Origin of the sequence: Candidatus Nitrososphaera evergladensis SR1 (assembly GCF_000730285.1) — an archaeon.
Classification (GTDB): Archaea; Thermoproteota; Nitrososphaeria; order Nitrososphaerales; family Nitrososphaeraceae; genus Nitrososphaera; species Nitrososphaera evergladensis.
Window position 1 is genome coordinate 2577710 of the sequence record NZ_CP007174.1, and the last position, 18923, is coordinate 2596632.

The 18923-nt window shown below is 54.6% G+C and carries 25 protein-coding genes; 13 read left to right on the top strand and 12 right to left on the bottom strand.

All coding sequences use genetic code 11. The annotated features are described in order from the left end of the window. Positions 1-125: 125 nt before the first annotated feature. Positions 126-1937: a M3 family oligoendopeptidase gene (locus tag NTE_RS14045; protein WP_148701586.1), complete on the top strand. Its 1812-nt coding sequence runs from the start codon at positions 126-128 to the stop codon at positions 1935-1937. Further along, on the top strand, positions 1924-2811 hold the full coding sequence (locus tag NTE_RS14050) for a bile acid:sodium symporter family protein (protein ID WP_226987036.1): 888 nt from the start codon (positions 1924-1926) through the stop codon (positions 2809-2811). Before NTE_RS14045 ends, NTE_RS14050 begins: the two co-directional genes overlap by 14 nt. Here NTE_RS14050 and NTE_RS14055 read toward each other — a convergent pair. The 5 genes from NTE_RS14055 to NTE_RS14075 all read right to left on the bottom strand — a co-directional run bounded on the left by NTE_RS14055 (position 2808) and on the right by NTE_RS14075 (position 5930). Next, positions 2808-3671, bottom strand: coding sequence for an HpcH/HpaI aldolase/citrate lyase family protein (locus NTE_RS14055; protein WP_148701587.1), 864 nt, complete (start codon positions 3669-3671; stop codon positions 2808-2810). The two genes, NTE_RS14050 and NTE_RS14055, sit on opposite strands and share 4 nt — an antisense overlap. A gap of 48 nt (positions 3672-3719) precedes the next feature. Then, on the bottom strand, positions 3720-4778 hold the full coding sequence (locus NTE_RS14060) for a zinc-binding dehydrogenase (protein WP_148701588.1): 1059 nt from the start codon (positions 4776-4778) through the stop codon (positions 3720-3722). Between the two features lie 73 nt (positions 4779-4851). Beyond that, complete coding sequence (locus NTE_RS14065) at positions 4852-5142, bottom strand: DNA-binding protein (protein WP_148701589.1); 291 nt, start codon at positions 5140-5142, stop codon at positions 4852-4854. 7 nt (positions 5143-5149) lie between these two features. Next, the gene (locus tag NTE_RS14070; protein ID WP_075055412.1) at positions 5150-5605 is read right to left on the bottom strand and encodes a 30S ribosomal protein S19e; all 456 of its coding nucleotides are present in this window, start codon (positions 5603-5605) and stop codon (positions 5150-5152) included. Positions 5606-5633: 28 nt separating this feature from the next. Next, entirely contained in the window at positions 5634-5930 is a 297-nt protein-coding gene (locus tag NTE_RS14075) for a ribonuclease P protein component 4 (RefSeq protein ID WP_148701590.1), read from the bottom strand. Positions 5931-6078: 148 nt separating this feature from the next. On the opposite strand from NTE_RS14075, the gene NTE_RS14080 reads away from it, so the two are divergent. Then, positions 6079-6729 (top strand): ribosome biogenesis protein, encoded by a 651-nt coding sequence (locus tag NTE_RS14080; protein WP_420835298.1) that lies wholly within the window; start codon positions 6079-6081, stop codon positions 6727-6729. Here the strand turns inward: NTE_RS14080 and NTE_RS14085 are convergent. The 3 genes from NTE_RS14085 to asd all read right to left on the bottom strand — a co-directional run bounded on the left by NTE_RS14085 (position 6713) and on the right by asd (position 9408). Next, a complete protein-coding gene (locus NTE_RS14085; RefSeq protein WP_148702192.1) occupies positions 6713-7609 on the bottom strand; it encodes a heme o synthase in 897 nt (298 codons plus the stop codon). The genes NTE_RS14080 and NTE_RS14085 overlap by 17 nt on opposite strands. A 73-nt stretch (positions 7610-7682) precedes the next feature. Beyond that, positions 7683-8147: an Lrp/AsnC family transcriptional regulator gene (locus NTE_RS14090; RefSeq protein WP_075055409.1), complete on the bottom strand. Its 465-nt coding sequence runs from the start codon at positions 8145-8147 to the stop codon at positions 7683-7685. Between the two features lie 184 nt (positions 8148-8331). After that, complete coding sequence (gene asd, locus NTE_RS14095; RefSeq protein WP_148701592.1) at positions 8332-9408, bottom strand: aspartate-semialdehyde dehydrogenase; 1077 nt, start codon at positions 9406-9408, stop codon at positions 8332-8334. Positions 9409-9501: 93 nt separating this feature from the next. Here asd and NTE_RS14100 point away from each other — a divergent pair, with 93 nt between their 5' ends. The 5 genes from NTE_RS14100 to NTE_RS14120 are packed head-to-tail and all read left to right on the top strand — an operon-like array spanning position 9502 to position 13788. Next, positions 9502-10575 carry a pyridoxal phosphate-dependent aminotransferase gene (locus NTE_RS14100; RefSeq protein WP_148701593.1) on the top strand — a complete coding sequence of 358 codons (1074 nt, stop codon included), beginning with the start codon at positions 9502-9504 and terminating at the stop codon, positions 10573-10575. Next, positions 10568-11419: a cobyric acid synthase gene (locus NTE_RS14105; protein WP_148701594.1), complete on the top strand. Its 852-nt coding sequence runs from the start codon at positions 10568-10570 to the stop codon at positions 11417-11419. Before NTE_RS14100 ends, NTE_RS14105 begins: the two co-directional genes overlap by 8 nt. Beyond that, positions 11419-12390 carry a cobalamin biosynthesis protein gene (locus NTE_RS14110; RefSeq protein ID WP_158385609.1) on the top strand — a complete coding sequence of 324 codons (972 nt, stop codon included), beginning with the start codon at positions 11419-11421 and terminating at the stop codon, positions 12388-12390. The genes NTE_RS14105 and NTE_RS14110 overlap by 1 nt, the downstream gene beginning before the upstream one ends. Next, on the top strand, positions 12377-13147 hold the full coding sequence (cobS, locus tag NTE_RS14115; RefSeq protein WP_158385611.1) for an adenosylcobinamide-GDP ribazoletransferase: 771 nt from the start codon (positions 12377-12379) through the stop codon (positions 13145-13147). The genes NTE_RS14110 and cobS overlap by 14 nt, the downstream gene beginning before the upstream one ends. 17 nt (positions 13148-13164) lie before the next feature. After that, positions 13165-13788, top strand: a complete 624-nt coding sequence (locus NTE_RS14120; protein ID WP_226987287.1) for an NTP transferase domain-containing protein — start codon at positions 13165-13167, stop codon at positions 13786-13788. Here the strand turns inward: NTE_RS14120 and NTE_RS14125 are convergent. Beyond that, positions 13741-13941: a 30S ribosomal protein S27e gene (locus NTE_RS14125; protein WP_148701598.1), complete on the bottom strand. Its 201-nt coding sequence runs from the start codon at positions 13939-13941 to the stop codon at positions 13741-13743. The two genes, NTE_RS14120 and NTE_RS14125, sit on opposite strands and share 48 nt — an antisense overlap. 7 nt (positions 13942-13948) lie before the next feature. Then, on the bottom strand, positions 13949-14221 hold the full coding sequence (locus tag NTE_RS14130) for a 50S ribosomal protein L44e (protein WP_148701599.1): 273 nt from the start codon (positions 14219-14221) through the stop codon (positions 13949-13951). 312 nt (positions 14222-14533) lie between these two features. On the opposite strand from NTE_RS14130, the gene NTE_RS14135 reads away from it, so the two are divergent. The 5 genes from NTE_RS14135 to NTE_RS14155 all read left to right on the top strand — a co-directional run bounded on the left by NTE_RS14135 (position 14534) and on the right by NTE_RS14155 (position 18365). After that, the gene (locus NTE_RS14135; protein WP_148701600.1) at positions 14534-14749 is read left to right on the top strand and encodes a hypothetical protein; all 216 of its coding nucleotides are present in this window, start codon (positions 14534-14536) and stop codon (positions 14747-14749) included. A 31-nt stretch (positions 14750-14780) separates the two neighbouring features. Continuing rightward, positions 14781-15203, top strand: coding sequence for a thioesterase family protein (locus NTE_RS14140; protein ID WP_148701601.1), 423 nt, complete (start codon positions 14781-14783; stop codon positions 15201-15203). A gap of 52 nt (positions 15204-15255) precedes the next feature. Further along, positions 15256-16926 (top strand): thermosome subunit beta, encoded by a 1671-nt coding sequence (gene thsB / locus NTE_RS14145; protein WP_148701602.1) that lies wholly within the window; start codon positions 15256-15258, stop codon positions 16924-16926. 101 nt (positions 16927-17027) lie between these two features. After that, positions 17028-18062 carry a carbohydrate kinase family protein gene (locus NTE_RS14150; RefSeq protein ID WP_148701603.1) on the top strand — a complete coding sequence of 345 codons (1035 nt, stop codon included), beginning with the start codon at positions 17028-17030 and terminating at the stop codon, positions 18060-18062. Positions 18063-18104: 42 nt separating this feature from the next. Beyond that, on the top strand, positions 18105-18365 hold the full coding sequence (locus tag NTE_RS14155) for a hypothetical protein (protein ID WP_148701604.1): 261 nt from the start codon (positions 18105-18107) through the stop codon (positions 18363-18365). On the opposite strand, the gene NTE_RS14160 is transcribed toward NTE_RS14155, so the two are convergent. Both NTE_RS14160 and NTE_RS14165 read right to left on the bottom strand, forming a co-directional pair. Beyond that, the gene (locus NTE_RS14160; protein ID WP_148701605.1) at positions 18358-18669 is read right to left on the bottom strand and encodes a hypothetical protein; all 312 of its coding nucleotides are present in this window, start codon (positions 18667-18669) and stop codon (positions 18358-18360) included. The two genes, NTE_RS14155 and NTE_RS14160, sit on opposite strands and share 8 nt — an antisense overlap. After that, entirely contained in the window at positions 18666-18923 is a 258-nt protein-coding gene (locus tag NTE_RS14165) for a hypothetical protein (protein WP_148701606.1), read from the bottom strand. The genes NTE_RS14160 and NTE_RS14165 overlap by 4 nt, the downstream gene beginning before the upstream one ends.

Here is an 18923-nt window from a genome sequence, read left to right on the forward strand (position 1 = left end):
CGAGTGACTGCATATGCACATTTCAGTTATTTAAGCCAGCTGTCCATATTCTCTATATTTCAGGTTAATTCCTGTAGACATGCCAGGGATACGTATTTGAGCGGGCGCAATTATATCGAATTCTCATGAATTTTGCCACTCTTAAAATAGGCTCCTGGGACCTTTCGGGGCTTGTAAAAGACCCTGCCGGCGCCGAGTTTGCGCAGTTTCTTGATTCCATTGAAGACAAGGTAAAGGCGTTTGAGGGCAAGCGCCAGTCTCTCCGGCCCGACATCCCTGCTCCAGAATTTGAGGGCATGGTTCACGACCTTGAGGACATTTATGAAAAGCTCAGCATCGCAGGAGGCTACGCGCACCTACGCTACTATAGCAACACCGCCTCTAACGAGGCGTCGGCGCTTGTGACTAGGATGGACAAGATGTCAGCCGAGGCAGGAAACCGCCTGCTGTTCTTTGACCTCTGGTTCAAAAAAGAGCTTGACGAGGGCAACGCAAAGCGCCTGATAGAGTCGATGCCCGCAGTCTATAGCAATTACCTGCGCCACAAGCGCCTGCTTGCAAAACACTCTCTGTCAGAGCCGGAGGAAAGGATAATCAACACGCTTGAAGTCACCGGCACTGGCGCGCTGGTAAAGATCTATGACAAGATGACGTCCGCCTTTGAGTTTGAGATGTCGCTAAAGCGCGGCAGAAAGAAAAAAACAATCACCAAGAAATTTGACAACAAGGAAAAGCTGGTGTCGCTTGTGCGCAGCGCAAACCCGGCAGAGAGGGAGGCCGCGTACAGGGCGTTGTTTGCGACGTACAGGAAAAATTCAGGCGTTCTTGGCGAGATCTACCAGAACATCGTAGTCGAGTGGCGAAACGAGGGGATATCCATGCGCGGCTACAGGACGCCGATCTCTGTCAGAAACATTGCAAACAACCTAGACGACGAAACCGTGGGCGCACTGCTGCAAGCGTGCAGGAAAAACAACAAGGTGTTCCAGGAATATTTCAGGGAAAAGGCGCGCCTTTTGGGCGTCAGAAAACTGCGCAGGTACGATCTGTATGCGCCACTTTCCACAAAGAGGTCCGGCAAAAAGTTTGCGTACGGCAAGGCAGTCGCAAGCGTGCTTGATACGTTTGGCGACTTTCACCCGCAGGTCAGAGCCCTCGCAGAGCGCGTATTTTCCGAGCACCACGTTGACTCGGAGATACGCAGGGCAAAGCGCGGAGGCGCATTCTGCCACACCGTTTCGCCCTCGACAACCCCGTACGTTCTCCTGAACTTTGACGGCAGGACCCGCGACGTGTCAACGCTTGCGCACGAGTTTGGGCACGCCATCCACAGCATGCTTGCAGAGAAACTGCCGATAACAGTGTCTCACGCGCCGCTCCCGCTTGCCGAGACCGCGTCGGTGTTTGCAGAGATGCTTCTAAACGAGCGCCTGATGGAGAAGATGTCAAGGCAGGAGCGGCAACTGCTGCTGGCAGAGCAGATAGACGACATGTATGCCACGATAATGCGCCAGGCGTATTTCACGCTGTTTGAGGTAGACGCGCACAGGGCAATAGGCGAAAAGAACGCCACCATCGACCAAGTCACTCAGATCTATACGGAAAACCTGAAAGAGCAGTTTGGCGACTCTGTTGTTGTTTCTCCAGAGTTTGGGTGGGAGTGGATATATATCCCGCACTTTTACCACACTCCGTTCTACTGCTACGCCTACTCGTTTGGGAACCTGTTGGTTCTGTCGCTGTACCAGCAGTACAAGGTCGAGGGTAAACCTTTTGTGCCAAAGTACCTGGGCATCCTTGCCGCAGGAGGTTCCAGAAAGCCGGAGGAGCTCCTAAAAGAGTCTGGCCTTGACATTACAAGGGAAGAGTTTTGGCAGCAGGGCTTTGACCTCGTTGGCGAAAAGATACAGCAGCTGAAAGGGCTTGCGTCCAAGTAACGACGCGATACTGGCCTGCGCCATCGCCGGCTCGATGGCGGCCGGCGTGCTCGTGCCGCAGGTCGGTTTAATGGTAGAGCCGTACCTTCTGGTGTGGCTTGGCATCCTCCTGTTTCTCAACCTGATAAAGCTTGAAGCTTCTGACGTCGTAGCGACATTTGCAAGGCCAAGGGGCCTTGCCGTCCTTGCCCTTGTAAAACTAGTGGCGCTGCCGGTCGGCATGTACGCCCTGACGTACGCGCTGTACAGGCCGCTTGCGCTTCCCGTGCTCCTTGTTTCGGGCATGTCCACCGGCCTTGGAGCGCCCTTTGTGACCAATATCGTGGGCGGGCGCCTGCCGCTTGTGGTCGGCATGATAATCGCGACGTCGCTTTCTGTGCCGTTTGTGCTCCCGTCGCTGACGTACGCGCTCGTAGGGTCAGAGTTTGACCTGCCCATTGCAAACATGATCCTGCTCCTTGTGCTTGCGCTTTTCATCCCGCTTTTTGGAGGGTGGGCGGTAAAAAAGAAGGCTCCAAAGGCGTCCGAGTTTGCGCACAGAAACTCGTTTTACCTTTCGATAATCTTTGCAATCCTCATCAACGTCAGCATGTTTTCCAAGCTGTCAGGGTTCTTTTTTTCAGACCAGGTCTTTCTTTTGCAGAATATCGCGGCGACGTTTCTGTGCTACGCGGCGTTTGCGCTCGTCGGGTTTGCAGTTTCCCCCAAGACCGAAAAGCCGGCTGGCATGATAGCGACTTCGTACGTCAACAACACGCTTGTGATGGTATTTGCGGCGCAGTTCTTTGGCCCGCAGGTCGCAGCTCTTGCAGGGCTCTACAACATACCCTACTATGCGTGCATCCTCGTACTGAAAAAGATTGTACGACACTAGGCCTGGCCGGCTGCTTCAAGTATTGATTTGGCCTGCTTGTAGTGCACGGCGTCTATCATCCTGCCTTCAAGCCGGACTGCAAGCCTGCCCGTGCCTTTTTCCATCGCCTCTCCAAGCGCCGCGACGACTTTTTTGGCCCATTCGACCTCGCTCTTGGACGGCAGGAAAACCTTGTGCACAGGCTCTATCTGGCCGGGGTGGATTATGCTCTTGCCAGAGTAGCCGAGGCGCTTTGCGACAGCCGCGTCCTGGGTAAGCCCCTCGACGTCGTCCACCTTTTGCCATATCGCGTCAATGGCGGCAACGCCGGCGGCCCTTGCGTCCACAGGTATTTTCGCTCGCGCATACGCATAGCCGCTGCCGTCGCGCTCGTCATAGTCCATGCGCATGTCGTGCAAAAAGTCAAAGACGCCAAACACCACGGCGCTCACGCGGTCGTCCGCGCTGGATATGGCGTACGTGTTCACCACGCCTCTTGCAGTTTCAATGGAGGGAATTAGCGCCACCCTGCCCGTCCCGCGCTCTTTTTCAAGTGCCGATACAGCCCTGACGATTTCTGCGACTTCATTTGCGTCGTTTACCTTTGGGATGACCAGACCGTCGATGCCTTTTTGCAGCACGGCCTTGATGTCAGCGTCTATCAATCCGGATTCGGGCGAGTTGGTACGCACGTACACGGGTTTCTGGTATTCCTGCCTCTTTGCCAGCGCGCCGGCGATAACTTTTCTTGCTGCCTCTTTTTCGTTTGCCGGCACGGAATCTTCAAGGTCAAAGCAGACAATGTCGGCTGCAAGCGTCTTGGCCTTTTCCACAAAGCGCGCGTTTGCGCCGGGCACAAAGATGAGCGTCCTGAACATCATGTCAAAAGTGAAGGGAAAAAGAGTGGAAAAAGGTTTCTTTTCCTTTTTTTAGAGCTTTTGCGGCGTCGTCAGGATCTTGCCGAACTGCTGTGCCTCTGCCATCATGACGTGGCCCTTGACCATGTCGGAGAACGGAAGCACGGTGTCAATCACTGGCTTGATCTTGCCCTTTGAGACCCAGTACACCACGTCTTCAAGCTCCGCCTTGGTGCCCTGCGTCGAGCCGAGGAGGTTTGTGCCCCTGAAGAACAGGTAGCGCAGGTCGATTGTCGAGTCGTAGCCGGTCGTTGCGCCTGTCGCAACCAGCGTTCCGCCCATCTTTAGCAGGCCCACTTCCTGCGGGAAAACAGACTTGCCGATGTGCTCAAACACCACGTCGACGCCGGGCTGGTTCAGCTCCTTGTTGATTGCGCGCACCTTCTTGTACCAGTCGGCTTCCCTGTGGTTCACCACATAGTCGGCGCCAAGCTCAAGGCACTTGTCCATCTTGTCTTTTTTGCCTGCGGTGGCTATGACTGTGCAGTTGTACAGTTTTGCGATCTGTATGCCTACCATGCCGACGCCAGAACCGCCGCCCATTATGAGCACCACCTGTCCTGGCTTTATCTTGGCCCTGCCGACTAGCATGTGCCACGAGGTCATGCCGACCATCGAGACAGCAGCTGCGTTCTCAAACGAGACGTTGTCCGCGATTTTTACCACGTTTACCTCTGGAAGGCGCGTGTACTGCGCAAAGCCGCCCCAGAGCGGGCCGGTCTGAAATCCCCAGATTTGCCGGTCGTTGCAATCGTATTCCCTGCCTGACGTGCACGCATCGCACACCCTGCACGACATGTTCGAGTGCGACACAACCCTGTCGCCCACCTTGAGCTTTAGGACGTCAGAGCCCACCTCTACAATAGTGCCGGCGACGTCGCTTCCGGAGATGTGTGGAAGCGGTGTCTTGACGGGTTCGCCCCATATGGCCCACAAGTCGTTATAGTTGTACGACGCTGATTCTACCTTTATCAGAACCTCGTTTGGTTTTAGCTTGGGAACGTCGATATCCTCAATCTTGACAACCTTTGTCGGGTCTTTGTTGTATTCTCGAAATACTGCTGCCTTCATATATAGAGGGCAAAGCCTGCTTTTCACCTTAAATAGTTAACTCTACACCGGCCGGCAGAAAAAAGCTGGATGCTTAGCGCCGGTCGAACTTGAACTCCTTCTTTGGCTGCTGCAGGCTCGCCAGAATCTGCTTCAGCTCGTCGTCTGAAAGGGCGCGGTTGAGCCTGCCTGTCGACGCAGCGTTTATCAAATAGTTTTCAACGGCGGTTGCAAGGTCTGGTTTTACCAGCCGTATGTTGGTAAGGCGCTGCCGCGCTTGCGGGTCTAAAACAACGGACAAGACGCGCTGGCGCATCGCGGCGGCCTCTGCCTCCCGCCTCCTTATCTCCTCGTCGTTTGGTTGTTGTGGTGGAGGAGCAGACATTTTTCACTTATGCATAGCGCTGGAGCGCCGGAGCAGCCTTGACCAGCTCTTTGTGGATCTCTGTCGCCAGCCTGTCAAGCTTTTTGGTGCCCTCGCTTGTCACAACCCTGCCCTTTGCCGGCAGCTTGGTGACGTACCCGGCGGCTTCAAGCTGCTGGATGGCGTGCCTGATAATGGCTCCGCCTGCGTCCTTGTGGTGCGAGAGGTTGTAGCCTATCTGCTTGCGACCGCCGTATGCCACCTTGAGATCTGAAACGCCTATTGGACCGTGAAGGTAAATCTTTCTCAAAAGAGAAGCGCATCTGGTGTACCACCAGTCCCTGTTTTGCGGGATCTTTTCGGCGTGAGAGCCTGTCTTGACAAATGCCGACCACGCTGGAGGCTCGATCTTTTTGTCCTTCTTCAGCTGTTCGGCCAGCTTGGCGATTAGCTCGTCAGCCGGAACATCGTAAACCTTGGCCATATGTGTAACGAAAAAGTCGCAACAGCCCTTATAAATCCTTATAGTGGCTGCTTTTTGATATGACCTTGCGGTACGTGTGCCCGCACAGCGCGCACGTTACGCGCACGGCTTTTGTTCCTGATCGGCCTACCCTTACTCTGGCTGTCCTGCCCGGCACTATGAAGGCTTTGCATTTCTTGCAGTACAGCTGCCTTATCTCATAGGGCATTCGCACCCGGTGGCGCATGGCTATTTTTTTTGCAAGATGTGCCCGGCGGCTGGCAAGCGCGGCGTCTTGCTCCTTCAGGGCGCCGGCTACCAAGATCTCGATGCGCTCTCTTGCCATTTCTCTAGCCTGCTGCTTTTTCTTGTTGTCCGTGCAGGCTCTAGCGCCTGTGCCAGATAAAAAGCAGCTGTCATTATAAGGCCCACGCGGCAAACCGTCAGGCACGGACAAGACAATTCTGGTAATAGCAGAGGCGGCTCTTGAACGCGTGCCAGAGGAAATAGCCAGCCACCCGGCGGTGTCAAGCAGGGCAAGAAAGCTTGGCTGCAAAGCGCAGGAAACACTGCTTGACAGAAGCTACCATCATGCCGCCATGAAGCGCCTGCCGGATAGCGGCAAGCGCGGCAGGCCGGACATCGTGCATTTTGCCCTCATGGAGGCGCTTTCGACCCCACTCTTCATCCAAGGACATCTGGACGTGTACGTGCACACGCATGGCAACATGATAATTTCAATGGCAGGCGGCCTGCGCATCCCAAAATCGTATTTCCGCTTTGAGGGCCTCATGCAGGGCCTGTTCCGGGACGGCGTGGTAAAAAGCGACGAAGGTGCCGTGCTCATGGAGATGGTAAAGGGTACGCTTGCAGAGCTGATAGGAGAGGCCAAGCCGGGCAGGGTGGTCGGGCTGTCGTCGGCAGGGGTGCAGTCAAGCGCCGAGCAGGTAGTGGCGAAAAACGACGTGGACAACTGCATGTTCGTGATAGGCGGCTTTCCAAAGGGCCACTTTGACGACGATACAAAAGCATTGTTCAACTGCACTTATTCTATCGAGGGCATGGGACTTGAGGCCCACGTCGTCATCGCCAGGATATTGTACGAATGCGAAAAGAAAAAGAGAAAGTCTAGCCAGGCGGCTTGAAGTAGTAGGCGTCTACCATGAACGCTATGAAAAGCGCCGTCAGGTATGGGCTTGAGAACTTGAACACCGTCCACGAGGCTTTTTCAGTGGGCTTGACAAGGAGCCACATGGAAAGCGCAAGCATCACCGCGCCAAACACTCCGGCAGTCGTTAAATAGATGAGGCCAAATTCGCCAAAGAAGAACGGCACCAGGCTGAACACCACCATCATCACGGTCGTCCCGGCAATGACCCTGACAGAGCTCTTTTCGCTTGACACCACCGGAAGCATCGGAACGCTCGCCTTAGTGTAGTCTTTTTTGATGTGCAGCGCAAGGCTCCAGATGTGGGTAGGTATCCAGAGGAACACGAGGCCGGCCATGACAAGCCCGATCTCAAGGTTCTGCGTCGTTACCGCCACGTAGCCTATCAGCGCCGGCGCGCCTCCAGAAAATCCGCCCAGTATGATGTTTGACTGGCTGCGCCTCTTGAGCCACTTGCTGTAGACTATGACGTTGTCAAAGAGGCCAAAGGCCATCAGCGAAAACGCCCAGATGTTGACAAACCACGACATGACAAGGGATATTGCAGTCAGGATGAGGCCAAATGCAAGGGCGTTTTTCGGCGATATCCTGCCCGATGGGATCGGCCTGTCCTTTGTCCTGTCCATCATGGCGTCAATGTCGCGGTCGATGTACCCCGTCAGCGTTTCTGCGGCCGCCGAGCCGGCAGTCACGCCCCCGATAAGCAAAACCCAGGTCATCGGCTCTATCGGGATGTCAAAGTAAAACGATGCCGTGAGGGCTGCGCCAAAGGTCGTGAAGACTAGGAGGTACCATATCTTGGGCTTGGTCACTTCATAGTAATCCTTGATCTTGCTTCCTACGGAAACCTGCCTCACAGTGTCCAAGCGATCGAGATCCGACCTACAGGGCACATCCTAGTTATTTATAGCTTAAAAAACCAGTGTGCTACTACTTTTCTATCGAGGACGGGTACGCAAGCTCCCTGACCGTCTTGCGCATCTCGATGAACGTCTCGGTCTTTTGCACACCCTCTACCCTGCCTATCTTTTCAGAGATGAGCTGGTGCATCTCGTCAAGCGAGTGGGCGTTCATGGTGACAAGGATGTCAAACCTGCCCGTCACTTCCGAGACTTCGCGCACCTCCGGGATCTTGAAGAGCTCGTTCAGGACGTTGTCGCGCAGTTTTGAGTCCATGTTGATGCCCGTCAACGCCTTTACGTTAAAGCCGAGCGCCTCGTCGTTTATCACTATGGTGAATTTCTTGATAAGTCCCTTCTTTACAAGGCGTTTTATCCTGCTGTACACGACGGACGAGTTGATGTTGATTTTTTTGGATAGCTTGGGCACAGAAATACTGGCATCTTTGGCAAGTTCACTTAAAATTTTGACATCGAGATCGTCTATTTTCCCCATGTAAAGCCGAGCATATCTTAAGATGCTGGGTGTTAATAAACGTATAATATGGTTCCAAACAGTGCTTTAATTCAATATTTTACAAGCTTTCAAGCAACGAAGAGGCACTGGTAAATTATTCGCCAAGCGCGCCGTCAAAGTCAGCAACTGGCGCACGTGCTATTAAGCATTAATAATAAAAAGCCTAGAGGATCTGCTTGTCCTTCAGCAACTCTGCAAGAAGGACTGCGCCCTTGGCAGATCCCATCTTTTCGTTGTGGGACAGGAGCACATACTTGATGCCGTTGTCAAAGGCGGTGTCCTTGCGGAGCCTGCCTACGGCCGTCGTCATGCCGTCGTTGAGCTCGCGGTCAATCCTTGGCTGTGGCCTGGTTGGGTCGTCGTGAACCACGATGTACTCCTTTGGCGCGGACGGGAGCTTGCCTATTGACACGCCCTTTGAGAATTTCAGCATCTCTTTTTTCACATCTTCCGGCTCTGCCGCCTCGGCCGTCTCGACAAAGACAGTCTCCGTGTGGCCGTCAAGGACCGGGACGCGGGTGCAGGTGCAGCTGACGCGGAAATCTGCCGGCGTGATTGCGTTTTTGGCGAACTTGCCGAGGATCTTTTTCGCCTCGACCTGCACCTTTTCCTCTTCCTTTGGTATGTAGGGGATGACGTTGTCGGTGATGTCAAGCGCGATTACGCCCGGCGACCTGCCTGCGCCGGAGAGAGCCTGCATCGAAGTCATTATCACCTTGTTTATGCCAAACTTGTCAAGCACCGGCTTTAGCGTGATGGCAAGGCCGGTGGTGGTGCAGTTTGGCAAGGGAGCAACGAACCCTTTCCAGCCCCTGTTCTTGCCCTGGGCCTTCAAGAGGTCGGCCTGGTCGTCGTTTACGCCCGGGATGAGTATCGGGACATCTGATTCATAGCGAAATGCAGCAGCGGTGCTTATGACCGGCGTGGTTTTTGCAAACTTGGGCTCGATTATCTTGGCATCGTCAGACTCTAGCGCGGTGAATATGAGGTCAAAGTTCTCCGGCTTGATGTCGTCAACCTTGCTGACTGTCATGTTCTTGACGTACTCGGGCACTTCTTCGCGGTTGTGCCATTTCAGTATCCCCGAATTGGGGTCGCGAAGGGCATCGACGTATTTCTTGCCTGCCGACCTTTCAGAAGCTGCCACCTGCGTAAGCTGGAACCACTTGTGCTTGTTGAGAGCCACGACGAATTCCTGACCCACAGCGCCGGTGGCGCCTATCACTGCTACCTTGAGCATATACGGGCGATTGAGAGGTATCGCAGCTAATAATCGTTTTTCCAAACGGGGGGGGCGCACATTCTAAATACAGATAATAACACAAGGAGTTTGATGACGATAGCGGGCGCCTGCTCCCACGGAGGCGTCTACTCCATAGCGGACCACAAAAAGGTCAGGCTTGACTTTAGCTCAAGCGTCAACCCCCTTGGCGCGCCGGCAAGGGCGGTAAGGGCCATTGAGAGGCAGGCAGGCCGCCTTGCGCCCGTCTACCCTGACCCAGAGTGCCGCGACCTCAAAAAGAGCCTGTCGCGGTATCTCGATGTCGACGCAGCGCAGATAGCGGTGGGCAACGGCGCGGCAGAGATAATCTACTGGTTTGCGCAGGCGTTTGCAAAAAAGCGCGTGGTCATCCCGGCGCCCACGTTCTGCGAGTACGAGCTTGCTTCGGAAAAGGCAGGCGCGGAGGTGACGTTTGTCCCGCTGTCTTCAGACTTCGCGCTTGACGCCGAGGCAGTCATAAAAAGCGCCAAGGGCGCAGATGCCGTCTTTATGTGCAACCCAAACAACCCGACCGGCCTGCTGGCAACCGACGCTGTGAGAAAGGTGATTGAAGGCGTCGACCCTTCTACCAAGATTTTGCTGGACGAATGTTTTATCGAGCTCGTCGACAAACCCAAGGCAAACACGCTTGTAAACATGGTGCGCGACTGCGAAAACCTGGTGGTGCTGAGATCGCTGACCAAGTCGTTTGGGATGGCCGGCCTGCGGCTGGGCTACAGCGTATCCAGCCTCGCGCTTGTGCAAGCGATGCAGGCAAGGAAGACGCCGTGGAACGTCAACGGGCTTGCCCAGGCTGCGGGGATAGCGGCGCTTGCAGACGGGAGCCATGTCGCAAGGGCAAGGGCGCTCGTGGCAAGGGAGCGCAGGTTCCTGCATGACAGGATCAAAAGCAAGACAGAATTTGTGCCGCTGAAATCTGACGCAAATTATTTCTTGATACAGCTGCCAGAGGGCAGCAACTCGACAGAATTTCGCGACCGCCTCTTGAAAAAGACAGGGGTGCTTGTGCGCGACTGCAGCACCTTTACCGGCATGGATGGCAGGCACATCCGCGTCGCCGTCAAGACGCACAGGGAAAACGTCGCGCTTGTACAAGCGCTGGAGGCAATGAAACTGGATGGCTAGACGCGCAAAATTGTTGATGGTGCAGGGAACGTCGTCAGGAGCGGGCAAGAGCACGCTCGTGGCAGGGCTGTGCAGGATGTACGCAGACAGGAATTACAGGGTGGTCCCGTTCAAGTCGCAGAACATGTCGTCCAAGCTTTACCTTACAAAGGAAGGTGCAAAAATGGCGCAGGCGCAAGCGGTGCAGGCAGTCGCCTCAAAAAAGCAGCCTGACCCCCGCATGAACCCGATCCTGCTAAAGCCCCTTGGCGAGTATCGAAGCGAGGTCATAATCAACGGCAGGTTCTACTCCGAGATGCACGCACGCGACTATTACGAAAAATTTGCGCTAAAGCAGGGCCTGCCGCTTGCGCTAAAGGCGCTTGACGGGCTGCGGCGCGAAAACGACCTTGTAATTATCGAAGGGGCCGGCTCGCCGGCGGAGATAAACATCGCCAAGTATGACATTGCAAACATGCTCCTTGCAGAAGAGGTCGGGGCGCCCGTTGTTATCGTGGCAGACATTGAGCGCGGCGGGTGCTTTGCCAGCATGGTCGGGACGCTCCAGTTATTGAAAACAAGGCACAGGGCGCTTGTCAAGGGATTCTTGATAAACAAGTTCAGAGGCGACCGGTCGCTTTTAGAGCCGGCGATAACAGAGACGCAAAAGCTGACCAAAAAGCGCATCCTTGGCGTCATACCAAAGATCGACTTTGACCTGCCGGAGGAAGACTCGCTTGTTGGCAGTGCTACTGTAAGGACGGACCTGCCGCAGGACGCATGGGACTGGCAGATAGGCATGCTTGCAAAGGCAATAAAAGACAGCATAGACGTAAAGAGGCTGGACGGGATAGTGGGCATCTGATGCTGCTTGCTCTCATTGCCAGCCTTGCCGGAGGCATTGGCCTTGACGTTGTCGCAGGCGACCCGCCAAACCGCTACCATCCTGTGGCATGGCTTGGCCGGCTCATTGGCTATTTCGTCCCGCGGCTCAAGGCAGGGTCAAGGGCAAAGGAGCGGGCCAAGGGCGCAGCTTTTGCAATACTTTTTGTTGCACTTGTCGGCGCCGGCGTGCACCTTGCCGCCATGGTAAGCCTGTACCTAGCCGGCGCCGTTGCGCTGGCGATATTTTCCGCGATAATCCTAAAGGTCACGGTTGCCGTGCGCGGAATGGACAGACACGCTCGGGCAATAATGGCCTGCCTTGAAAATGGGGACCTGCCCGGCGCAAGGCAGAACCTGTCGAGGATAGTGCGCCGGCCCACAGAGAACCTTGACGAGCAGCACGTGCTTTCTGCCACGATAGAATGTGTCAGCGAAAGCACGGTTGACGGCATCACAGGGCCGGTCTTTTATTATTCACTGCTTGGGCCTGCAGGCGCTTTTGCGTACAGGACAATAAACACGCTTGACTCGATGGTCGCCTACAGAGACGACTATTACAGAGACATTGGCTGGATGTCCGCCCGGCTTGACACCCTTGCCAACTATGTGCCTGCGCGAATCACCGCTTTTCTTATGGTCATATCTGCAAGGATGCTGGGTGCCGACTGGAAGAACTCGCTTGGGATCTTGCAGCGTGACCACAACAAGACGTTCTCGCCAAATGCCGGCTACCCGATGGCCACCATGGCTGGCGCGCTCAGGATACGCTTGGAGAAAATAGGCCACTACGCACTTGGCGACAGCCAAGAGCAGGCATCTCTTGAAAAGTGCAGGACGGCAATTGCGATGATGAAACTTACAACACTTTTGTTTTCCCTTGCGTTTTCCGTGCCGGCAATGTCAGTTTTATATCTGGCCGGCTGGTGGAGGCTCTTGCTTGGCCTCCCTTAAGCCGGTCCAGTCGGTGCTGGCATTTCTCACTATAATCCCTGTCGGCAAGAAGGACGGCGATCACGATATCCACTACATTGCCAAGAATATGTACCTCTTTCCGGTGGCCGGCGCCATTGTGGGCATCATGGCAGGCGGCATGGCCTTTGGCATATCGCCATTTCTGCCTCCGCTCCTTGTCGGCCTGCTGGTCGCAGGGGCGCTCGTGATACTGACTGGCGTGCACCACACCGACGCGCTTGCCGACTTTGCAGACGGCATGATGGCCAAGGGCGACAAGGAGAAGAAACGAAAGGCGATGATGGATCCGGCTGTCGGCTCTGCCGGCGTTGCAGCTCTTGTCATGTACTTTGCAGGCATGATAATCGTGTTCAACACCGGCTTTTCTGGTGGCATAAAGATCCTGACAAGCATAATCGCCGCCGAGGTGATTGCAAAATACATCATGGTTCTTCTTACGTACAGGGGCACGTCGGCGTGGGAGGGTTTCAGCTCGCCCTTTACCGCGGCCATGAAGGATGGAAAGAAGATGCTTGCCGCGACTGCCATCATGCTCCCAATCGTGTGGTTTTCCACCGGCTATGCAGGCATGGCCGCGCTTGGAGTCTCTGTTGCGCTCGGCGCACTTGTGAGACACGCTGCAAAGAGGAGCTTTGGAGGCATCTCCGGCGACGTGCTTGGCGCGTCCAACGAAGTTGCCCGGCTTGCATCGCTCATCGTCCTTTCTTCGTTGCCGCCGGTAGTGATGACGCTTTGACAATAGTTGCTGCAGTCATGTGTGGGGGAAGAGGCACCCGCATGCAGCAGCAACCAGAAACTGAAAAGCCGATGACAGAGCTTGCAGGCAGGCGCTTTGTCGAGCGCGTGGCGCTTGCGCTAAAAGAATCAGGCCGGTTTGAAAGAATAGTTGCGGCAGTTTCGCCAAGCACGCCGGCGACAAAGGAGTTCCTGCTGTCAACAGCAGAAGATATCGCCGAAACAATAGATACTCCGGGCGCCGGCTACCCGCAGGACCTTGCGATTTTGCTTGAAAAGCTTGCGCCGGCAAAGGTGCTCGTGGTGCCTGCAGATGTGCCTCTCCTGACCGCGGCAATAGTAAGCGAAATCGTTGACAAGCTTGCAGCGGTTGGTGCACCCGCAGCGTCCATTGCAATCGAGAAAAGCTTTGCAGAGAGCATCGGAGTTGCGCCAAGCGTCGCTTTTGGAGACCTCTGCCATTCGGGCATCACCTTGTTTGACTCTACGCGTGCAAAAGGCACGGCGATGATGGTAGAAGAGCGTTACGTCATCATGAACAGGGTAGAAGTCGCGCTGAACGTGAATACAAAAAGGGAAAAAGAGGTTGCAGAGTCACTGGTCAAGCGTGCCAATGACCTTGCCGGAAATAACCGCCTTTGAGCCAGAGCTCGTGGCAAGTATCTCGCCGCATCCGGAGCACTTGATTTCAGACGTGGTGTGCGAGAATATGACGGTCCTTGCGCCACACTTTTCGCACTGGACGGAAATAAAGTTGCTCCGCGGTTTTGGAACCAGTATGTTCTCTCTCTTCATATGATCATCAAATCTCCAGCTTGCGTATCCTGCGCCCTTCCTTCATGGTCTTTCTCTGGCAGGTCTTGCATGTATAGCGCAAAGTTATCTTTTTCGTGGTCTTGGCAGTCCTTTTAAGCTCGGGGAATTTCTGGCCGCCGTATCCCTTTTTGTCCTCGGCGTGCCTGCGAGCGCCCTCTGCCACTGTCCTGTCCTTGCCCTTTTTGTATATTGCAACAGACTGCATGGTATGCGTCTTGCACCGGGGGCAGAACTTGCGCATCTCCTTCTCCATCTTCATAGCTAGCACATGAATTCACTCTAGGGTAATTTAAGGTATGTCCGGGTGCCTTGAGGAGGGCCGGCTTAGAAAATCTAATATACTTGTATTATTATCCTTCTGGCATGTTTGAAGCTCTGTTCAGACAAGTGATCGACCCAGCTGCATTTCCAGTATGGATTCCGTTGGCTTTTGGCCTGATAGTTGGTCTGGCCTATGCTATTGCCTCTGGCATGAGGCGCAGCAAGTAAGAAAGAGGCACAGGGTGTCGCTTCTCTTTTCTTTCTTTTTCGATTACCTTATAGCGTAGGCTATTATACCATAGCCCGATATATGGGCCTTTTACACCGTGAAAAGAACGAGTGCGAAGACTGCCACACGCGCTTTTCCAGTTACGAAGAGCTCGTGCACCACGCGCATGACGCCCACAAGCACCACATCATAAAATGCTCCGACTGCGGCAAGCTTTTCCTCCACGAGAAAGACAGGCTGCACCACGTCAAGGAAGAGAGGGAGAGGAAGACGGACATTCGCCGGCACAAGTTTTAAGCGGGCTTTTTTGAGGAAAACAGGACACACTATGAGCATCGATTTTGGATCCAGGGTCAGAGTGGGCGCGGTAAAAGAGCGTACCATCACGGTCGATTCCAACATGACTACAAGCTTTCTCTGGGAGGGCGAAAACGTGCTTTCCACTCCAGCCATGATAATGGAGATGGAAGAAACCTGCCGGCTCTTGCTCAAGGAACAGGCCATCCCCGAAGCAGAGTGGGACTCGGTTGGCACCATAGTCGACATCAGGCACTTGGCGGCAACGCCCGTGGGCGCTCAGGTGTTTCTGAAGGCAAAAGTGACTTCTGTGAACGGCAGGCAGGTCATGTTCGAGGTAGAAGCCAGCGACAGGCTTGAGAAGATAGGGGAAGGCAGGCACGAGCGCTTTATCATCAACGTGCCAAGGTTCCGGGCCAAGTTTGGCGAGAAGCAGAAACAGCTTGGGATGTGAAAAATATATAAGAGATGCATGAAAAGCGTAATTATTCTTAGGTGATACTGTAATGGCATCAATTCAAACAACGCCTGGCGGTATGCCAGTCTTAATCCTGAAGGAAGGGACTAAGGAAAGCAAGGGACGCGAAGCGCAAAAGAACAACTTGACAGCGGCAAAACTGATCGCAGAGATAGTGAAGACGAGCCTTGGCCCACGCGGAATGGACAAGATGCTGGTGGATAACCTTGGCGACGTCACGATAACAAACGACGGCGCCACCATCTTGAAAGAGATTGACGTGCAGCATCCGGCGGCCAAGATGATGGTCGAGGTTTCAAAGTCGGTGGACAACGAGGTCGGCGACGGCACCACGTCTTCGGTGGTGTTTGCTGGCGCCCTGCTTGAAAAAGCGGAGGATCTCTTGAACAAGGATGTCCACCCGTCTGTCATCGTCGACGGCTACAATGCGGCAGCAGATCAGGCGCTAAAGCTTTTGGAAAAGATGGCGGTGCAGGTCGACGTATCAGACAAGGACATGCTCCTAAAGATTGCAAGGACCAGCATGGATTCCAAGCTTGTGTCTGATGACAGCCCGCTCCTTGGCGCAATGGTGGCCGACGCGGCAAAGCAGGTCGCAGAAAAGACAGAGAATGGCGCCCTGAAGGTCGACCTTGACAACATCAAGGTGGAAAAGAAGGCGGGAGGCTCGATGCGCGACACGAAGCTCATCAAGGGCATCGTCCTTGACAAGGAAGTCGTGCACGCAGGAATGCCAAAGCGCATAGAGGGAGCCAAGATTGCGCTTGTCAACTCGGCACTTGAAATTGAAAAGACAGAGATGAGCGCAGAGATACGCATCTCTGATCCGCACCAGATGCAGATGTTCCTCGAAGAAGAAAACAGGATGCTCAAGGCGATGGTGGACAAGGTCAAGAGCTCTGGCGCAAACGTAGTCCTGTGCCAGAAGGGAATAGACGACATTGCCCAGCACTACTTGGCAAAGGCAGGTGTCCTTGCGGTGCGCAGGGTAAAGGAAAGCGACATGACGAAAATGTCCCGCGCAACGGGAGCAAGGATTGTCAACAACCTTGACGACCTGACTGCAAAAGACCTGGGCTCTGCCGAACTGGTAGAAGAGCGCAAGGTAGAGACAGACAAGTGGGTGTTCATTGAAGGGTGCAAGAATCCCAAAGCAGTCACCATCCTCATCCGCGGAGGCTCCCAGAGGGTCGTAGACGAGGCAGACAGATCATTGCACGATGCACTCATGGTCATGAAGGACGTGCTTGAAAAGCCGGCCATAGTGGCAGGCGGAGGCGCGCCAGAGGCCTACATCGCAAACGAGCTGCGCCAATGGTCCTCAAGCCAGGAAGGCCGCGCCCAGCTTGCGGTGCAGAAATTTGCAGACGCCCTCGACACGATCCCACTCAACCTTGCAGAGAACGCAGGCATGGACCCGATTGACACCATGACGGAACTTCGCGCCAAGCAGAGCAAGGGAAGCAAGTGGACAGGGGTCGACGCAAGGAACACGGTGGTTGCCGACATGTACAAGCAGAACGTGCTTGAGCCATTGGTAGTAAAGCAGCAGATAATCAAGTCTGCTACAGAGGTTGCGTCGATGATCCTCAGAATAGACGACGTGATTGCCGCAAGCAAGTCCAAGATGCCAGCCATGCCGCCGGGCGGTGGAGGTATGGGTGGCATGGGCGGAATGGGCGGCATGGGAATGGAATAAGAAGAAAAAAGTCCTCTTTCTCCTCCTTCCCTTTTTTCCTCTTTCTTCTTTTTCAACAAACAACAAATATCGCAAAGTGCTAACGCTCGCAAGAAGAAAAAGTGATAATCGACAAGCTGAAGCAGCTGCACATCCTTGGCTCGATAGTGGTGATGCCGGACTTTTTCGTTGACAGGATAATCAGGCTTGACGCAAGGGAAAAGCTGGCCAGCGCGCTTGAGGAAAAGGCAAAAAATGGCGGCGGGAGCGTCCGGGGCGTCCCCACGACAGACATCAGGGGCGGAAACGCAGTCAACGTCGCGTACGCGCTTGCCAAGATGGGCGCCAAGGTGACGCTGTTTACGGTCGCAGACGAGATGGGTGCGGCCATGATAAGGCAGTCGTTTTCGCAGTTTGGCGACAGGGTGACGCTCAAAATCGCGCAGGGCAGGCACGGCTGCACCACCGCGTTTGAGTTTCCGCACGACGACAGCAGGGTTAACGTGATGGTAAGCGACATCGGGGACAATGCAAGCTTTGGACCCGACAAGGTCAGCTCAAAGGAAGATCAAGCGGCGCTAAAGAATGCCGACGCGGTGATGGTGGTCAACTGGGCAAGCAACCAGAAAGGCACCGAGCTTGCAGAGCACGTCTTTAAAGGCTCGCCCAGTGCTCTGCACTTTATCGACCCTGCAGACATTGCCACGAGAAAGCAAGAGTTCCGCGACGCGCTGTTCAAGCTTGGCTCCGTCACCGATTACCTAAGCATAAACGAAAACGAGTGCGACCACTTGGCGTCCGCGCTTGGGCTTGACGCGCCCCTTGGCGCAAGCTACAGGCCGGACGACGTGAAAAAGGCGGCGGCCAAGATCGCAGAAAGCATCGGCATCACCACCGACCTGCACACCCGCATCGGCTCGGCGTGGTCAAACGGCAAGGAAGTCGAGTTTGTACACGCAATAAAGGTCGAGCCAAAGATACTGACCGGTGCCGGCGACGTATGGGATGCGGCCGACATACTTGGCTACATCGCAGGGCTTGACTCGCGCGAGCGCCTGCTGTTTGCAAACGCCGCCTCGTCGCTGTACGTGAGGCAGCCGTCTGGCGAGCCCCCTGCCATGAGCAGCGTGTTTGAGCTTATCGAGCGCGTCCAGTAGCTAGCTCTAAATCACCTGTCCTGCAAGAAAAAACGATATAATGTGATAGAATCAGGCGACGCGGCAAGGGTCGTGGACACGCTCGCAAAGAACCTTGCAGGCGTGGCGATGAACAAGTCAAACTTTGCAAGGCTCCCAGACACGTTCTGGGGATATTACGCCAAAGGCCACGACGGCAAGAACGGCAGGTTTGCAGTCATTGTCACTTATTCAGAGAAGGGCGACGATGTTGACGACCTGGTGAAAATGTACGAGCAATGGATTGCCAGGAACAAAAATACCACTACTACGACTACTAGGTGATTTGCTCCAAAATCCACTCGCGGAATTTTGCGATTGCAAATTCTTCTGACTGCTTTACAAACGCGGGATCCTTTACCCGCCACTGGTCCTGCGGTATGCCGTCAAAAAACTCTTGCATGCATAGTATGAACCGAAAGCGCAGGTTGCGCGGGTTTTCTGCCATCCCGTAGCGGTACAGTATTTCCGCAATAGCAGAAAACGCCGTGTCATAGTCGCGCTTGAACGGCTCTATCGCAAACGTCTGCCGCAGAACGTCTGAAACGGCGTCAAGGTCCTGCCTTAGCGTTATCATCATTATCGTCATTTGGCCCTGAGGCCCTCAAGCTTTTTGGAATATAGGGCCTGCATGTTTGCCGGGACGTCGAGATTGTATTTTGAGGCAAGATAGTGGAGAAGTGCTATCGACTCGGTTATCTCTAGCTTGGCGTGCTCGGCGTTTTGCTTTTCCATCGCAAAGGCGATCTCGCCTATTTCGCGTACCAGGTGTACGAACGCTGCCTGGGCGTTGTCGCCAAACTTTATGTTGTAATATTCGACTGCGGCCGTTGTTGCGCTCAT

What these genes read in the sequence shown, in the direction of transcription:
- NTE_RS14100 (WP_148701593.1), top strand. Translation starts at nt 9,502, where the DNA reads ATGACGATAGCGGGCGCCTGCTCCCACGGAGGCGTCTACTCCATAGCG.
- NTE_RS14135 (WP_148701600.1), top strand. Translation starts at nt 14,534, where the DNA reads ATGGGCCTTTTACACCGTGAAAAGAACGAGTGCGAAGACTGCCACACG.
- NTE_RS14075 (WP_148701590.1), bottom strand. Translation starts at nt 5,930, where the DNA reads ATGGCAAGAGAGCGCATCGAGATCTTGGTAGCCGGCGCCCTGAAGGAG.
- NTE_RS14105 (WP_148701594.1), top strand. Translation starts at nt 10,568, where the DNA reads ATGGCTAGACGCGCAAAATTGTTGATGGTGCAGGGAACGTCGTCAGGA.
- NTE_RS14045 (WP_148701586.1), top strand. Translation starts at nt 126, where the DNA reads ATGAATTTTGCCACTCTTAAAATAGGCTCCTGGGACCTTTCGGGGCTT.
- NTE_RS14055 (WP_148701587.1), bottom strand. Translation starts at nt 3,671, where the DNA reads ATGATGTTCAGGACGCTCATCTTTGTGCCCGGCGCAAACGCGCGCTTT.
- NTE_RS14165 (WP_148701606.1), bottom strand. Translation starts at nt 18,923, where the DNA reads ATGAGCGCAACAACGGCCGCAGTCGAATATTACAACATAAAGTTTGGC.
- NTE_RS14065 (WP_148701589.1), bottom strand. Translation starts at nt 5,142, where the DNA reads ATGTCTGCTCCTCCACCACAACAACCAAACGACGAGGAGATAAGGAGG.
- NTE_RS14160 (WP_148701605.1), bottom strand. Translation starts at nt 18,669, where the DNA reads ATGACGATAATGATGATAACGCTAAGGCAGGACCTTGACGCCGTTTCA.
- asd (WP_148701592.1), bottom strand. Translation starts at nt 9,408, where the DNA reads ATGCTCAAGGTAGCAGTGATAGGCGCCACCGGCGCTGTGGGTCAGGAA.
- NTE_RS14090 (WP_075055409.1), bottom strand. Translation starts at nt 8,147, where the DNA reads ATGGGGAAAATAGACGATCTCGATGTCAAAATTTTAAGTGAACTTGCC.
- NTE_RS14060 (WP_148701588.1), bottom strand. Translation starts at nt 4,778, where the DNA reads ATGAAGGCAGCAGTATTTCGAGAATACAACAAAGACCCGACAAAGGTT.
- NTE_RS14125 (WP_148701598.1), bottom strand. Translation starts at nt 13,941, where the DNA reads ATGAAGAGAGAGAACATACTGGTTCCAAAACCGCGGAGCAACTTTATT.
- thsB (WP_148701602.1), top strand. Translation starts at nt 15,256, where the DNA reads ATGGCATCAATTCAAACAACGCCTGGCGGTATGCCAGTCTTAATCCTG.
- NTE_RS14070 (WP_075055412.1), bottom strand. Translation starts at nt 5,605, where the DNA reads ATGGCCAAGGTTTACGATGTTCCGGCTGACGAGCTAATCGCCAAGCTG.
- NTE_RS14120 (WP_226987287.1), top strand. Translation starts at nt 13,165, where the DNA reads ATGTGTGGGGGAAGAGGCACCCGCATGCAGCAGCAACCAGAAACTGAA.
- NTE_RS14110 (WP_158385609.1), top strand. Translation starts at nt 11,419, where the DNA reads ATGCTGCTTGCTCTCATTGCCAGCCTTGCCGGAGGCATTGGCCTTGAC.
- NTE_RS14140 (WP_148701601.1), top strand. Translation starts at nt 14,781, where the DNA reads ATGAGCATCGATTTTGGATCCAGGGTCAGAGTGGGCGCGGTAAAAGAG.
- NTE_RS14130 (WP_148701599.1), bottom strand. Translation starts at nt 14,221, where the DNA reads ATGAAGATGGAGAAGGAGATGCGCAAGTTCTGCCCCCGGTGCAAGACG.